The 13,705-nt window shown below is 46.0% G+C and carries 16 protein-coding genes and 1 pseudogene; 14 read left to right on the forward strand and 3 right to left on the reverse strand.

The features are described 5' to 3' along the window. Positions 1-31 precede the first annotated feature (31 nt). The 9 genes from DO97_RS19975 to DO97_RS20010 all read left to right on the forward strand — a co-directional run bounded on the left by DO97_RS19975 (position 32) and on the right by DO97_RS20010 (position 9,062). A complete protein-coding gene (locus DO97_RS19975; RefSeq protein ID WP_239651916.1) occupies positions 32-1,213 on the forward strand; it encodes a B12-binding domain-containing radical SAM protein in 1,182 nt (393 codons plus the stop codon). A gap of 671 nt (positions 1,214-1,884) precedes the next feature. Further along, positions 1,885-2,085, forward strand: a complete 201-nt coding sequence (locus DO97_RS21650; RefSeq protein WP_052128993.1) for a hypothetical protein — start codon at positions 1,885-1,887, stop codon at positions 2,083-2,085. An 8-nt stretch (positions 2,086-2,093) separates the two neighbouring features. Then, positions 2,094-2,570 carry a hypothetical protein gene (locus DO97_RS19980; RefSeq protein WP_052128994.1) on the forward strand — a complete coding sequence of 159 codons (477 nt, stop codon included), beginning with the start codon at positions 2,094-2,096 and terminating at the stop codon, positions 2,568-2,570. A 545-nt stretch (positions 2,571-3,115) separates the two neighbouring features. After that, positions 3,116-4,666: an alpha/beta fold hydrolase gene (locus tag DO97_RS19985; protein ID WP_036536969.1), complete on the forward strand. Its 1,551-nt coding sequence runs from the start codon at positions 3,116-3,118 to the stop codon at positions 4,664-4,666. Positions 4,667-5,130: 464 nt separating this feature from the next. Continuing rightward, entirely contained in the window at positions 5,131-6,279 is a 1,149-nt protein-coding gene (locus tag DO97_RS19990; protein ID WP_036536971.1) for a hypothetical protein, read from the forward strand. 363 nt (positions 6,280-6,642) lie between these two features. Further along, entirely contained in the window at positions 6,643-7,248 is a 606-nt protein-coding gene (locus DO97_RS19995) for a hypothetical protein (protein ID WP_156120696.1), read from the forward strand. A gap of 424 nt (positions 7,249-7,672) precedes the next feature. Continuing rightward, positions 7,673-7,939: a BrnT family toxin gene (locus DO97_RS20000; protein ID WP_036536976.1), complete on the forward strand. Its 267-nt coding sequence runs from the start codon at positions 7,673-7,675 to the stop codon at positions 7,937-7,939. Positions 7,940-7,941: 2 nt separating this feature from the next. Then, positions 7,942-8,199: a BrnA antitoxin family protein gene (locus tag DO97_RS20005; RefSeq protein WP_036536989.1), complete on the forward strand. Its 258-nt coding sequence runs from the start codon at positions 7,942-7,944 to the stop codon at positions 8,197-8,199. Positions 8,200-8,336: 137 nt separating this feature from the next. Further along, positions 8,337-9,062, forward strand: coding sequence for an HNH endonuclease (locus DO97_RS20010; protein WP_036536992.1), 726 nt, complete (start codon positions 8,337-8,339; stop codon positions 9,060-9,062). A 191-nt stretch (positions 9,063-9,253) separates the two neighbouring features. Here the strand turns inward: DO97_RS20010 and DO97_RS24565 are convergent, their stop codons facing one another. After that, positions 9,254-9,523 (reverse strand): hypothetical protein, encoded by a 270-nt coding sequence (locus DO97_RS24565; RefSeq protein ID WP_162183040.1) that lies wholly within the window; start codon positions 9,521-9,523, stop codon positions 9,254-9,256. A gap of 214 nt (positions 9,524-9,737) precedes the next feature. Between DO97_RS24565 and DO97_RS20020 the strand changes: the two genes are divergently transcribed. Together DO97_RS20020 and DO97_RS20025 are read left to right on the forward strand one after the other, a co-directional pair. Continuing rightward, a complete protein-coding gene (locus DO97_RS20020; RefSeq protein WP_052128995.1) occupies positions 9,738-10,394 on the forward strand; it encodes a hypothetical protein in 657 nt (218 codons plus the stop codon). Between the two features lie 307 nt (positions 10,395-10,701). Further along, positions 10,702-11,115, forward strand: coding sequence for a pentapeptide repeat-containing protein (locus tag DO97_RS20025; protein WP_036536997.1), 414 nt, complete (start codon positions 10,702-10,704; stop codon positions 11,113-11,115). 396 nt (positions 11,116-11,511) lie between these two features. Here the strand turns inward: DO97_RS20025 and DO97_RS27935 are convergent, their stop codons facing one another. After that, positions 11,512-11,637, reverse strand: coding sequence for a hypothetical protein (locus DO97_RS27935; RefSeq protein WP_275575075.1), 126 nt, complete (start codon positions 11,635-11,637; stop codon positions 11,512-11,514). A gap of 111 nt (positions 11,638-11,748) precedes the next feature. On the opposite strand from DO97_RS27935, the gene DO97_RS20030 reads away from it, so the two are divergent. Then, complete coding sequence (locus tag DO97_RS20030; RefSeq protein ID WP_036536998.1) at positions 11,749-12,375, forward strand: Uma2 family endonuclease; 627 nt, start codon at positions 11,749-11,751, stop codon at positions 12,373-12,375. A 205-nt stretch (positions 12,376-12,580) separates the two neighbouring features. Here DO97_RS20030 and DO97_RS24225 read toward each other — a convergent pair whose 3' ends face one another. Continuing rightward, the gene (locus DO97_RS24225) at positions 12,581-12,733 is read right to left on the reverse strand and encodes a hypothetical protein (protein WP_156120698.1); all 153 of its coding nucleotides are present in this window, start codon (positions 12,731-12,733) and stop codon (positions 12,581-12,583) included. A 31-nt stretch (positions 12,734-12,764) separates the two neighbouring features. Here DO97_RS24225 and DO97_RS20035 point away from each other — a divergent pair. Both DO97_RS20035 and DO97_RS20045 read left to right on the forward strand, forming a co-directional pair. Continuing rightward, positions 12,765-12,953, forward strand: a pseudogene (locus DO97_RS20035) (type IIL restriction-modification enzyme MmeI); the annotation flags it as partial. Positions 12,954-13,329: 376 nt separating this feature from the next. Then, positions 13,330-13,705, forward strand: a 376-nt coding sequence (locus tag DO97_RS20045) for an IS5 family transposase (RefSeq protein WP_036537002.1), incomplete at its 3' end; no start/stop codon positions are given.

A 13,705-nucleotide genomic window follows, 5' to 3' on the forward strand; every position in this document is an offset into this window, starting at 1 on the left:
GTGAAGCGAACCATGAAAATCGACATCATAATTGTCTACATTCAGCGGTATCGAAATGGACATGAGGTTCAGTTTTGTTCCGCCGCTTACTGGTATTCATCTTGCTGCGCTGACCCCAGCAAAACATACTGTTCGAGTTATTCACCAGCAGGTTGAGACTGTAAACCTCGATAGCGACGCGGACGTAATCGTTCTCTCCTTCTTCAGTGGTTTTGCACCAGAAGCGTACCGTTTAGCAACTGAATACCGAAAACGCAGCAAGATCACGATCGCGGGTGGTCCTCATGTGACCTTTGCCCCAGAGGAAGCCCTAAGATTTGTCGATAGCATTGTTATTGGAGAAGGAGAGTCAGTCTGGGAGCAGATCTTCCAAGATATTGAACAAGATACTCTCCAGCCACGATACATTGGCGAAGCAATTCCCCTCACCCATATACCGACTCCTCGGTATGATCTTCTCCCCTCACAATATTTCATTCGGCGGGTTGTCCAAGCCACTAGAGGGTGTCCCTTTACCTGCTCTTTCTGCACTGTTCCCGTTCTGAATCCGGGCTTTCGTACTCGCCCTGTTGAGGCGGTTCTGAACGATATCCGCTATAACGAATTCAAGTGGTGGTGGCAACGAAAGACCGTCTGGTTCTGGGATGACAATCTGACGGCAAATAGACCTTATATCAAGGAACTTCTGCGCCAGATGATACCTCTGCGGAAGTGGTGGTTGACCCAAGCGAGTATGGACATCACTAAGGATGACGATCTGTTAGATTTGATGCGCGACTCTGGTTGCATCGGAATTTTTTTCGGGATTGAGTCATTTGGGAAGGAGTCCTTGGAGGATGCGGGAAAACGTCAAAACAAAGTAGCAGAGTATCAAAGTAAAATTAAAAAACTGCACGATCGCGGGATTGGCGTGATGGCTGGTTTTATTTCCGGTTTGGATGGAGATACCCCGGAGAGCATCCGAGACATGGCTAACCAACTGGAGGGAATTGGTGTCGATGTGCCATTTCTGAGCATTCTTACTCCCTTCAAAGGCACACGTTCGTACTCGAAGATGATGGATGCAGATCGGTTGCGTTCGAATTTAGGGTGGGAGTTTTACAATGGCTATAATGTTACATTTGTGCCTAGTAAAATGAACCCCCGCAGAGCTTTTACAAGCGCACCGAGATTTGTGGAGATCAGCTTTCAGCCTGCGAGCAATTTTTCGTAGGATCGGTAGATCCTTATTTACTTTGCGCGGGGGTGCAATGATGATGTGTGGCATCATGAATCTGTTCTACGGGCTAAAAGCTCTCACAAATAATAAACCGATTAGCTTCGAGGGAACAGATAACTATAAATCGATTCGCGAAACCGTCGATTCGATTCCGCACAGTCGCCAGAAGGTTGAGTCGATGTAGTTAAAGAGGCTGAATAGGAGGATTTTGCCGATATATCCTCGTTTTGCTTGCCTGAGCAGTTTGTAGAAAAATAAGCGATGGTTTTAATCGGCGTTTCGCTGGTGCCGCCTTCAATCCAGAAGCATAAAGTGTTTTTGTTCAACCCCTGTTCATTCCGGTAGCAAGTGCAGCATAACATTGCGCTGAACCGGAACGGAATATAGAACATTTGTTTGGTTGCAAAAGTTGCTGCCGCCCGGTTAGATTAAACGTTAGACCGCTGATTTTCGATGAAAATGTAGCGAGAGTCTACTTTTAAGCTTTATCAAAGATTACCCTTAGAGGACGTTTTAAAAGGGTAGGCTTTAGCCTCAAATACAACTCAGAGGCGCGATCGCAAACCCTGTAACCCTGATTCTCTCGTATTAACTTCTAAGTAGCTAGGGTGGTGAAACACACCCTGAATGACTTTTAAAACATCCTCTTAGAGAAAAAAGCCCAGATGCAGACCCTAGCTGAACAAGAAGCATGGGAACGAGCCTATTACACATTGGAACTGCAAGGTGGTGAAGCAGCACTTCCTTTTTTGCAGGATGTGTTAAAAATTAAACCAGATCATGCAGAAGCAAACTATGCGATTGGGCAAGGTTTTTTTTACAAAAGGCTGATGAATCAGGCATTGCCTATGTCGAAAAAGCCATAGCACAAAGGATGGATTGGGTTATAAACGGCTGTGAGTTAGTTTATGGTTTTTTCTGGCGACAAGGTCAAACCGAGGAGGCTCAGAGATATCGCAAACGAGCAGAGGAACATTATCAACTTTTACTAAAAGCACAACAGGAAAGAGCTAGGGGTGGTGATGAAGATAGATTTAAATCTCACACTCTGAAAGTATCAGAGGTAAATGAACTGAAACAGCAGTTAGCTTCCCATCCGCAGGTTAAACAAGCTTATTTGGTAGAGAAAGTAGTGGCATACTTCCCTGAAGAACGTTTTTGTGTTCTAGGTATTTTTCGTAAACAAGGTTTGCTTGAAAGTTCGGATGCAGCTCAAAAGTTAATCAACTTGCTCGTTACAGATTTGCAGTTTCCTACTCAAGCTTATATCATCATTTTGAACCACAGCCGTTCTGGTAAGCTCAAGAAAAAGATTTGTCAGATTGATCAGTCTTTAATTTTTCGGCGTTAGTGCCATGAGTTTTCAAAATTAAAGCTCAATCCTTGCGGTCTAACAACCCTGCTGGAGCGGACTAGCAAAAGATCTTGGTTGTGTTACAAAGGCTGTTTGCAGGCGCTCAGCAGGAGCGTTAGCTGGCTTCGGTTACGGGTTGTGGCAGTAGTTTGAAACTTACTCGTTGGTGTTCAAGATACTGTTGTAATATTGTTTCTTTTACACGCACGGAGTTTGCAATGATCCGACCAATCACGCCAGACGATACAGTTGAGATGATTAACTTAGCTAAGTCGATCGGGCTTTTCTCGCCTGATGAACATTAAACTTTTCTATGGTTATTTCTAGAGGCAAGTCTATTCTGGAGTATTTATTTGATGAAGAGTATGTGTTCAGGACTTCGCTACAGAATCATTTTTAGGATACTATTAATAATTTAATTGAGTTCATCGTACAAGCAGGCTTGTCCAAAGCCAGCCATCTAAATACTAGCTAGAGTCCAGGGTATCTCTAGCATCTTATGAAGAATTACTTTTTTGAGTCCCGATCAAAGAAAATCCCTCATGAACCGACGACTGACTCATTTCTGCTCATTCACCCTGCTCACGATCGCGGTTATCATCGCCAGCAGCAGTGCCGTTAATGGCGCGACCCCTAATCGTGCCAAATTTGGTCCAGCCTGGAAAACCGTTGACTGCAAAACCTTTAACGTGCCTGCCGCCGTTGCTGCCCAGGCGGATTGTGGCTACGTCACCGTCCCCGAACAGCACGCCCAACCCCAGGGACGCACTATCCAACTGGCGGTCGTGCGCACTCGCAGCACCGGCAAAACGCCTGCTGCCGATCCCCTCTTTGTCGAACAGGGTGGTCCTGGCGGATCAAGCATCCACGACATCGCCGATGGAGCCTTGCCGGTATTTCCCGAACTCCAGGCTTTGTTAAAGAGCCGCGATTTGATCTTCGTAGAGGAGCGGGGGACACGGTATTCCAAACCTAACCTGTCCTGTCCAGAGATCAATGCTCACTATATTGCCGTGGCGAAAGGGGAGAAAGCGTACACTGATCCAGGCTGGATCAAGGTGTGTAACGATCGCCTCAAGCAGCAGGGGATTAATCCCAACGCCTTTAATACCCGCGAAAATGCGGCTGATATTTACTTTGTGGCAGAGACCTTAGGCTACCCGCAATTTAATTACTATGGCGTTTCCTACGGCACGTTGTTGGGGCAATATGTCATCGCCCAGGCGGACAAGCACAAGGCGAAACTGCGCAGCGTGATCCTGGATGGCGTGGTCCGACCGGATATTGATTTTAATCTGGCATCGGGCCACACCATTAGCTATGCCTTGCGAAATCTGTTTCATGCCTGCGCCCAAGATCAACCATGCAACCAGGCCTATCCCAACCTGGAGCAGAAATTTCTGGCGATCGTCGATCAACTCAACCAGAAACCGGTTCCCCTGACCCTGACCATTCCCTCCAGCAAAAAAACATTCGTGACCCAACTCGATGGCAATGCCTTTATCATTGGTATCGAATCTTATTTAGCCCGACCCTATTCCGGTGAAAGTGCCCGTGGTACTTCTCTACCCAAGTTCATCCAGGCAGCGAGCCAGGGCAACTTTGGTTGGATTGCAGAAAAACTTTCAGCGAATCTGGAACCTACCGAGGCGAGGGAGATGTATCACACTGTCCTCTGTGTCAGGGCGAAATCGATTCAAGTTACGCCCTCCCAGGTGCTGCCGCCGCCCTATCCGCAACTCATTCCCGTGGGCATCCGCGAAGCCGAAGCGGTGACGAAAGCCTGTGACGTTCTCCAGGTCGAGCTGAAACCACCCTTTGTCTACGAAAATCCGGAGATTCCCACCCTGGTGTTGAATGGCTCTTACGACCCGGTCACGCCCCAGCCCTATGGGGAAGCCGTGGCAAAGAACTTAAAAACCGCCTATGTTTACACCTTCCCCGGTGTCGGGCATGGGTCGTTATTTGCGCCGCGGGGTATGCCTGCGGAAGCTTGTGTGACTCAAATTGCCGCCGACTTTTTGGCTAACCCGAAGCAACCGCCCAACAGCAGTTGTCTCACCCAAATTAAGCCTGCGTTTGTCGTTGAGTAATCGTTTGTCTTGAGCTGGTGATCGCTGATCGTCTAGGTTGAGTTGAGGCATGAAACTCAGCGCCCACAGACTTTAAGTAAGCACCAAGCAATAGTTACTCACAGATAGAGGCGCAGCTAACAACGCCCATGCACACCGACCGCCGAAAGTTGTCGGTTATATCATAAAGGTTGTCTGCGGCGGGTGATGGGCAACGTTCGACTGCTGGTTCCTCAGTAGGGCAACAAGTCGAGAATTAGCTAGTACGTGAGGGCAGAAATACACCTACCGTTCTTGATGGACGCTCAGGCGATAGAACTGTCCAACCAAAGAGTAGCTGAACTTACGCCCAAGGCTACTAGTGGGCATCTCTTATCTTAAGTTCATCTTTATATAAGCAGAAGTTTGAACATATAAACTTACACCACAGATGCTAAAACCATAGAATGTAGTATGTAGGCTGCAATAACTTTTCCCATAATTTAATGTCTGTAAAGGACTCTTGGTGGTTCTTCATTGGTCTCTATGGGCTAGCGTTAACTGATGACACCTGGACTTCAGAGAAAATGCTTTTTGGCGATGCAACGATTGCACCCGCTAATACAGGAGTGTTTCTAGAAAATTCACACAGTGATGAATCTTCTCGTATTGGAATTGAAGCAATGATGGGCACTCGCCCTTGGCGAGAAATCCTAGATATGTCTTCTATACCATTTGGGAATCTTATTCAACAGCCTGTTCCCAATTCATTTATTGTGGTTCGGCGAAACAAAAATCCAAAGAAATTGACAGAGGTTACTGATTCAGCTTTATCCAGGGCGAGAGAAATTGCTGCAATGCTCACTATTGCAAGAAGTCATGGTTCTTTGTCAATAGATGGCTTTATGGATGTATCAGGACTCGATCGTACTCCCACTATTGGTCTTATTCCATATTCGTGGTTGGATGGTGCAACTGGACAGGTAGTGGCACAGCAGCGAGTTTATAGTGCTCGTTGGCTTCGCATTAATCCAGACACACTTTCAATACAGCAATTGATCTCGTCTCTTGAACAGGGAAGTGACTTACCAACTACTAATAATAGAGCTTGGTCAATTTACGGTGAAGAGCAGTTCATCGCAACGATGAAAAACTGCAAACGCTCATCGGCTCAGCAAAGGTTAGTTCGTGCAGCATTGCACCTATATGATGCACATCATTCTTCCACACCTGAGCAAAGACTGACTCAAGCTGTAACAAGCCTTGAAATGCTGTTTTCTGGTACAACTAATTTCTCAAAACTGACACAACGTTTGAGGTCTTTACTTCCTTTAGATTCAACCAGTCATGACAGAATTGATCTTGTCATGAAGTTGCGTCATGGCTATATTCACAACGGTGATAAGGTTAATCCTCCTGCTGGTGATCTTGCTCTTGGTCTTGCTTCAATGGCAATGTACTGCTTTGGTGAAGCCGTATTATCTTTCATCAGCGTTGAAACACTTGAAGATAGGCTTGACTTAATTGCATCAGTTCAACAATCAACTAGTCTTACTGAAGAAAACCGCCAAATGTTACTGAGTAACATCGGAGATATTGCACCAATAACAAAAGAGCAATGGCTCAAGCTAAGGTCAGTAAATGGTAGTGAATAACTGTGGAGGGCACAAATAATTGAATTGCCTAATGCTCGCAGTCGAACAATTCTGGTGCAGCGGATTGACCCAAGCCGATTGGTTGGGCTGCAAAGTTCCTAACAACCGCTGACCAGAAACGTTATGCCCCAGCAACCACCCCCAAGAGTACTAAGAGGACGTTTTAAAAGGGTAGGCTTTAGCCTCAAATACAACTCAGAGGCGCGATCGCAAACCCTGTAACCCTGATTCTCTCGTATTAGCTTCTAAGTAGCTAGGGTGGTGAAACACACCCTGAATGACTTTTAAAACATCCTCTAAGTTGGGTATGATTAATTTAAGTGCCAAGGAAATGAGATGGGTAGGCGCAAGCGATCAATGACTGTGAACTACATTGTTTTTGTGGTGATTGGTGTTTTGCTAATTATCGGCGGAATTTGGTGGTGGGTCGATAGCAACCCCGCCTACGCCAATCAGCCAATTATTGTGGGGCAAGGACTGGGGCAAGTGCAGCTTAAAGCGACAACTTATGCGGAAGTACAGCGCATTGTAGGTAAAAAGTTTATAGAAATCAACGGCGGTGTTGGGGAAATTTCCAGCCAAAATTCCGTGCAGAAATTCACAGACCTGGGTTTGGAATATAAACAAATCGGTCTGACATTTGGTTTTCGCTCTTTTGCCAGTGATGGAATAGCTAAAGAATCTCTCAAATTGCGATCTATAGGTATAGGATGCGTGAAGCGAGGTTCGGGCTGCGTTTTTTCAGGCAAAACTAACAAGGGGATTGGGTTAGGCAGTACATTAAAAGAGGTGCGTGAAGCCTATGGCGACAGCTATAACCCTTATATCTCCTGGAGAATTATCAAGCCAGAAGGTATTAGTCTTTCTGCTTTTGAAGTTCCTGATAGAAAGGGTTATGGTTCTCAAGATGCAGATAAAATAGATGGAATTATCATTTTTGATCCCGCTGATCTTGAAGAATTTAGGTAGAGCGATCGCCCCCTAAATCCACATATTTTTTTCGCAAATATCCATTAAATATTTAGCAAAAAATCATTGTTACTCTGCATTCCTCTATATTGGATGCGGAGAGCTTAGCGATGCGATCTCCATTACAACAACGGTAATATGCGGCGGCGGTGCGTATGGGGAGATCTAACGAATAGTCATAACAAATCGTTGCACCTGACTTGGTAAAGTGATCTGTGGTGAGCTGAAACTACCCAGAGCAGGTGAACTCAACCGTTAGCCCTCAAGTCCTCGGCTGGGACTGTGCATGAGGCTTATCTGTTAGTGGCAAAGCAAAATTGCTCTCAAATCAATCCAAAGCAGCCGTTTTAGACAATCCAAGACAAACCAAGGTAATAGAGTTTGGCTCCTGGTAGTATGTACGGATGTGCATACTATAATTTAGATGGCTTACCAATGGAATAGAGACAAGGCAACAGCTAATCTTCGCAAGCATGGTATCGACTTTGCTGATGCAGTATCTGTTTTCTCCGATGATCTGGCAATTACCATTCCAGACGAGCGGTTTGATGAAGAACGGTTTGTCACAATTGGTGTTGATGCATTTGGAAGGATTTTGGTGGTTGTCTACACGATGCGGGACGACGAGATTCGGGTCATCTCTGCCCGCAAAGCAACTCGGCAAGAACGACAGCAGTATGAAGAAGGGTAATTATGGAAGCTGAATACGATTTTAGTCATGGTAAGCGAGGGGCGATCGACCCCACACCAGCAGGCAAAACTCGGATCACGATTCGGTTAGATGACGAGATTTTAGAATGGTTTCGTGAACAAGCTCATCGTGCAAGCGGAGGAAATTATCAAACGATGATTAACGAAGCTTTGCGTCAGCATATTCAGCAAAGTCACGAACCGTTAGAGGAGACGTTACGCAGAGTTGTTCGTGAAGAACTTGAGCGTATTGAGCTATGAGGTGCTTGCTGAGGGCTAACACGTCACGGCAGCGGACGGACGAAAGCTGCTGGTGCTGAGTTCAAGGTTATCTGCCGCCGCTGATTTGAGCCGTTAGACCTCCAATATAATGAAATCGTTTTTCAAAACGTAGTTTTATGGCTTTTAGCGAAAAGACAAAACTGATCGCAAAACATAAGTCGGCATTTAGATGCTGTCTCTGCCATAAGCCCTTTGTGGAGATCCACCACATTACTCCTCAAGCAGAGGGTGGAGCATACAAACTAGATAATGCTGCTCCTTTGTGTTCTTCTTGTCATGATCTTTATGGAGGTAATCCAGAGAAGAGAAAGACGATTCGGCAGATGAGGGATTATTGGTGGGATTTGATTGAGAAGAGACGCAAAAATCTTACAGAAACACTTTACATAGACAAATTCTGCGAAGTTTCAACAGATAAAAACTGGGAAGGAGTACTTCGGTCAAAAGGAATTGTGATCTATCATGCAGTATTTGAAGAGGAAGGTTTTGAGGATAGTGTTGGGCATATTCACAGATTGCTCAAAAGTGCTCAGGACAATACTCCCAATCAGAAAAGATTTCTCTTCCTTGATATAGATGGTCATAGAAATAAGAATGGGGGATTTGATCATGATATGTACGAACTCCAACGACATTTTCTGTTGGGTTTTCTAGCTCCGTACTTTACTGAGATCTATATGCCTTTAGGGGTTATTAAAAATGAGAAGGTACAGAGGAATGATGTTCCAGAAAGAATTGAGATTTTTGAAGACTTAAATCAGGAATATATCAATGACGCAATTGATAAAGGTGTATCTAGTATTTGGGTCGCAGATAAAGATAAATTGATGACATTTGAATAATGTTGATTGAAAGAGATCTAACAATCCCGTTGCACACCGACCGTATTGAGATCTTTTGTTGAGTTCGAGAGGTTACTAGCGGCGGGTGAACGGGGTCGTTAGGCACCACGAGGAGTATTCCAATGAAGATCACTCGGAACCTAGCTATTCAAACTGCTTGCGACATCGGACTCCCCCCTTTCGTGCAGGCTCTAGTCCAGGGTGAGCCCCTCCCCGCTGACCTTCGATCCTACTTTGGCGTGCCGGAGGAGTTCTTTCAGCTCTCTGAAGCCGAGCAGGAGGTCTATGGTCAGGGCCTTCTCGTTCCACTCTGGGACGACTCGAACTTTGACTCTATAGCGGCATACCACGTTCCTTCTCAGCAGTTCGTACGGTTCTCCCCCGAAGCACCAATCGGGGCTACGGCCATCATCCCGGTGAACTGGCAGCAACTCCTGCTCGACGATTTCATTCGCCTTCACGAAGCAGGTCGATCACCCGAGAGACTCCACGAACTAGCAGGCCTCTTCGGATTTAACCACGTGGACGACGTCTTGCGGGGGTACAGTTCTGGGACGCAACGAACACCACAGGAGTATTGCGCCTGGCATGACGCTCTTCTCATACGTCTCGGCAATGGTGCCTAACCCGGCGTTGCAGCGGACTCGCTTCGCTCGCCGCTGAACTTTATTCGTTATGCAGCTAGAGTATTTGGGAAGACTTGATCGAAGCACTTACTTCTTTGTATTTATGCAGGCTGAAGCACTAGAGGACTTAATTCGTCAGCATGGTGAAGCTGCTAGATCATATGAACATGACGCAGTTCAGATTGGCGAAACGTATATGATTCAAAACTTTGGTTTTGATGTATCGATGCAGACTGCTTTGGATGAACTATTAGAGCATCGAAGACTGGAGAATTATGGTTTAGTTGATGTTCGTGTCTTTGCAATTCCCGAAGGCTTTACGCTTTTCCCTGGCAAGGAAATTACAGAAGCAGAAGAAGAGGAGTATGCAGCGATTGATGACTTAGTTCAACTTTGTCAAGAACTCTATCCAGATGATTATCCTTACTATTCCTTACCCGAATGGTGGACTGAAGCGGATGTGCGCAAGGCATCTCAAATAATGGATGCGTTGGACTTTGCAATTCATATGCAAAGAGCGTTTCGTTTGAAAGAGGAAGAGGAAGAAACATTAAAAACATGGCTTGGAGCGATACAATCTCAGATAGGTGATGAGATCACACGCTACGATCTGGAGGATAACAACAACGAAAACTGCGCCTTCTATCCAATTATTTTCGTTGGTGATCGTTGCCTTATTCTAGTTGCATGGAGAGTGGCTCTTTAATGGTGGTCGCTGCATAACAAGTCGATGAAGCGGACGGTTGAGAGGTCTTAGTAGAGTTGCCACAGCCAGCTGCTGCCGATTATCTTGGTCGTTATACAGCCTCTTTTATCTAGGTTAAGATCTTGTTCTGAGTAAGAGGATGTTTTAAAAGGGTCGTCTTGAGCCTCAAATACGACTCAGTGGTGCAATCTAAAATCCATAAACCCTGATTCTGTCGTAGCGGTCTCTAGGTGGTCTGAGTGGTTGGATACACCCAGGAAGACTTTTAAAACATCCTCTAATATACAAAGTGAGAGAATTGTATTTCATGCAAGTAGAAGAAATGCTTAAGCGATACGCTAATGGGGAGAGGGACTTTTCTGGAGCTAATCTTTCGAGCGCTAATTTAGAGCAAGCGAACCTCACGGGCATCAATTTGAAAGAATCTAATCTAAGCAATGCAAATCTATCTGGTGCTTGTTTACTCGATGCAGATTTAAGCAAAAGCAATTTAGAAGGAGCGAACTTATCATATACAAGTTTCCACCGTGCTAACCTCAGAGGCGCTAACCTCATGGGAGCTGAAATGTTTGATACAACACTTAGCTTTGTTGACTTTACTCAAGCCAACCTCAGAAATGCTAAGTCCTTTCAAGTAAGCCCCAGAAGTCATGATCAAGGAACCGTTTTTGAAAATACGATCATGCCGGATGGTGCATTAGAAACCTGTTATTGGGTTTAATAAACGCCGTATAACAATCCCGTTGCACACCGACCGCATTAAGTTGGTTGGTGAGTTCGAGAGGGTACTAGCGGCGGGTGAACGGAGTCGTTATGCTCCCTGCGATTTGCAGATAGCTAACGGGGCTGTGCTTAGAGATTGTGGGTGGGATTTATAGACTCTACGCGCTGATATCATCAAAAGGGCGATCGCTGGTCGTAGAGATTTATAGGCTTTACGGCTTGAAATCGTCAAAGAGCGATCGCTAGTGGTAGAAATTTAGGTAGTAATGAATAGTAATGGTTAAGCACGAAGTGAGGCATTGTAATGATGCACAAAGTACCAAATCGCCCCCGTTGTTACGTCCAATGTTGAATGGTTTGCAATAGCATTTGTTTTTTTACATATTCGTTGTGGTTACCGTTTAATCACCAGAGCGATGCCGCTCAGGACTGCAACGGTTGCGATCCCTAACTTTTGAGCGGCGCGATCGCGATCGCTTGAACCCAGCACCACCTGATATCCCAAGTCGGCAAATAGCATAGCCAGACGGACTCCCATGCTGCCTAGTAGGTAGACAGCCTTTTCAAGCTTGGCAATTTGAATTGATTTCGGTTTGGTAGACTGAAGGCATTGATCGGGCTAAGTTGACCTATGACCATTGCGATTGACCAATCAATACAACAAAAGCCACTCAGTTTTGACGAGTTTCTCGCCCGTTATGGTGGCGATAACCGCTATGAACTGATCGATGGAGAGGTATTCGATTTGGAACCAACCGGCCCCCATGAAGAAGTTGCAGCCTTCATTACCGCAAAGATCTGTGTCCAGATCGACAGAACAGGCTTACCTTGGTTTCTCCTCCAGCGGGGACTATTGCGTCCTGCTAATATTGGTATAACAGCCTTTCGACCTGATGTTGCAGTTGTTGATCGAGATGAACTTACCAAAGAACCGCTTTGGTCTGACCAGTCGATCCTGACATTGGGCAGTTCGATTAAATTTGTGGCGGAAGTTGTGAGTAGCAACTGGCAAAATGATTATGCCCGCAAGATCGAAGACTATGCGGTTTTAGGCATTCCCGAATACTGGATTGCCGACTACGCCGCTCTGGGTGGGGTTCGACACATTGGCAAACCTAAACAGTCCACATTGTCGATCTGCATTCTGGTGGATGATGAGTATGAAATTCAGCAACTTCGGGGTGATCAGAGCATCGTCTCTCCAACCTTCCCAGATTTAAAACTAACGGCTGAACAGGTTTTGAGGGCTGGTAGGTAAAATCGCCATGATTTGACTAATCCGATGTGCGATTTATATGTGTTAATCAGCGATCGCGGCATCACCATTCAAATACAGCAGACAGAGCAAAATGCTTTTTGCTTCGCTGTTATTCCTCTGAGTAGGTAGACAGTCTTGTCAAGCTTGGCAATTTGGGTCGATCTAGTTTGAAAGAGCGATCGCCCTGAGACTCGATCCAACTGAGTCACTCCTGACCCGCAAGTTGACTGAGTAGCTTGCGATCGGCGATCGTTTCCTGGCTCATTGCAACAATCCCTCTTTCGTCGGATTTCCTGAATAAGAAACTAGCGACCCGTTGTTCCAATCCTAGTGAAGTGGCTTCCTCAACCAACAACATCAGATCAAAAACCCTGGTTGAAAGGGTCTGAATGGATACCGAGTTTCCGCGAGTTCGGCAAGCCCACGATCGCAACGACGAAATCCTCGAACGCATCTACATCGGTCGCCGCTTCAAAAACGACACGGAGCGGCTGGAGAAGTTGTTTGAACTCTATACCAAAATGACTGCTCAGCCAGCATCCTCCCAAAAGTCTGCTACACGCAAAAGAGACAAATGATGAGCAGTGCGTCGCGCTATGACCCGTTAGATACCCCACTAGATGTCCAGCGTTACAATTAGACCAGATCCTCAGAGGATAGCATCATGATTGCAGTTCCGAGTCATTCACCCAAGTTAACACCCGTTGAATATTTCGCTTGGGAAGAGCAGCAGTTATGTCGCCACGAGTATCATGAATGGCGAAGTCTATGCCATGAGTGGAGGAACCCAAAATCATAGCCGGATCGCTTTAAAGATTGCTGCTTTACTAGATAATCACTTGTCCAATGGCAGTTGTCGGGTCTTTAGAGGGTGTTTTAAAAGTCGTTTAGTGAGTAAAAAAGCTCACTCAGTGTAAGCTGCGAATATGTCGTACACAGCACTGAGAGAGCGTCATGAGTAAAGCTTACCCCAGTAATTTGTCTCAAGCCCAATTTGAACTACTCAACGACTTGATACCCGAGCCGAAATTCGGTGGTCGTCCTCGTAGCGTCGATATGTGGGATGTTCTGAACGCCATTTTCTATGTTTTGGTGGAGGGAGTGCGATGGCGAGGGTTGCCAGGGGATTTTCCGGCATGGCAAACCGTATACACCTACTTTCGTCAGTGGCGCAAAGATGGAACCTGGGTGCGGATGCACGACCGATTGCGAGAGTGTACCCGAATTGAACAGGAGCGTCATCGCAGCCCGTCGGAAGCGATTATCGACAGTCAAAGTGTCAAAAGTGCCGCTGGAGTGAGCCAATCGGTGGGCTACGATGCGGGGCAAA

It is taken from the genome of Neosynechococcus sphagnicola sy1, from assembly GCF_000775285.1.
GTDB lineage: Bacteria > Cyanobacteriota > Cyanobacteriia > Neosynechococcales > Neosynechococcaceae > Neosynechococcus > Neosynechococcus sphagnicola.

Bases quoted from the DNA above. Each gene is read 5' to 3' on its own strand.
- DO97_RS24225 (WP_156120698.1), bottom strand. From the start codon at position 12,733: ATGTTGTTGGTTGAGGAAGCCACTTCACTAGGATTGGAACAACGGGTC.
- DO97_RS19980 (WP_052128994.1), top strand. From the start codon at position 2,094: ATGGATTGGGTTATAAACGGCTGTGAGTTAGTTTATGGTTTTTTCTGG.
- DO97_RS20000 (WP_036536976.1), top strand. From the start codon at position 7,673: ATGGCTTACCAATGGAATAGAGACAAGGCAACAGCTAATCTTCGCAAG.
- DO97_RS19985 (WP_036536969.1), top strand. From the start codon at position 3,116: ATGAACCGACGACTGACTCATTTCTGCTCATTCACCCTGCTCACGATC.
- DO97_RS21650 (WP_052128993.1), top strand. From the start codon at position 1,885: ATGCAGACCCTAGCTGAACAAGAAGCATGGGAACGAGCCTATTACACA.
- DO97_RS20010 (WP_036536992.1), top strand. From the start codon at position 8,337: ATGGCTTTTAGCGAAAAGACAAAACTGATCGCAAAACATAAGTCGGCA.
- DO97_RS20020 (WP_052128995.1), top strand. From the start codon at position 9,738: ATGCAGCTAGAGTATTTGGGAAGACTTGATCGAAGCACTTACTTCTTT.
- DO97_RS19990 (WP_036536971.1), top strand. From the start codon at position 5,131: ATGTCTGTAAAGGACTCTTGGTGGTTCTTCATTGGTCTCTATGGGCTA.
- DO97_RS20030 (WP_036536998.1), top strand. From the start codon at position 11,749: ATGACCATTGCGATTGACCAATCAATACAACAAAAGCCACTCAGTTTT.
- DO97_RS20025 (WP_036536997.1), top strand. From the start codon at position 10,702: ATGCAAGTAGAAGAAATGCTTAAGCGATACGCTAATGGGGAGAGGGAC.
- DO97_RS27935 (WP_275575075.1), bottom strand. From the start codon at position 11,637: ATGCTATTTGCCGACTTGGGATATCAGGTGGTGCTGGGTTCAAGCGAT.
- DO97_RS20005 (WP_036536989.1), top strand. From the start codon at position 7,942: ATGGAAGCTGAATACGATTTTAGTCATGGTAAGCGAGGGGCGATCGAC.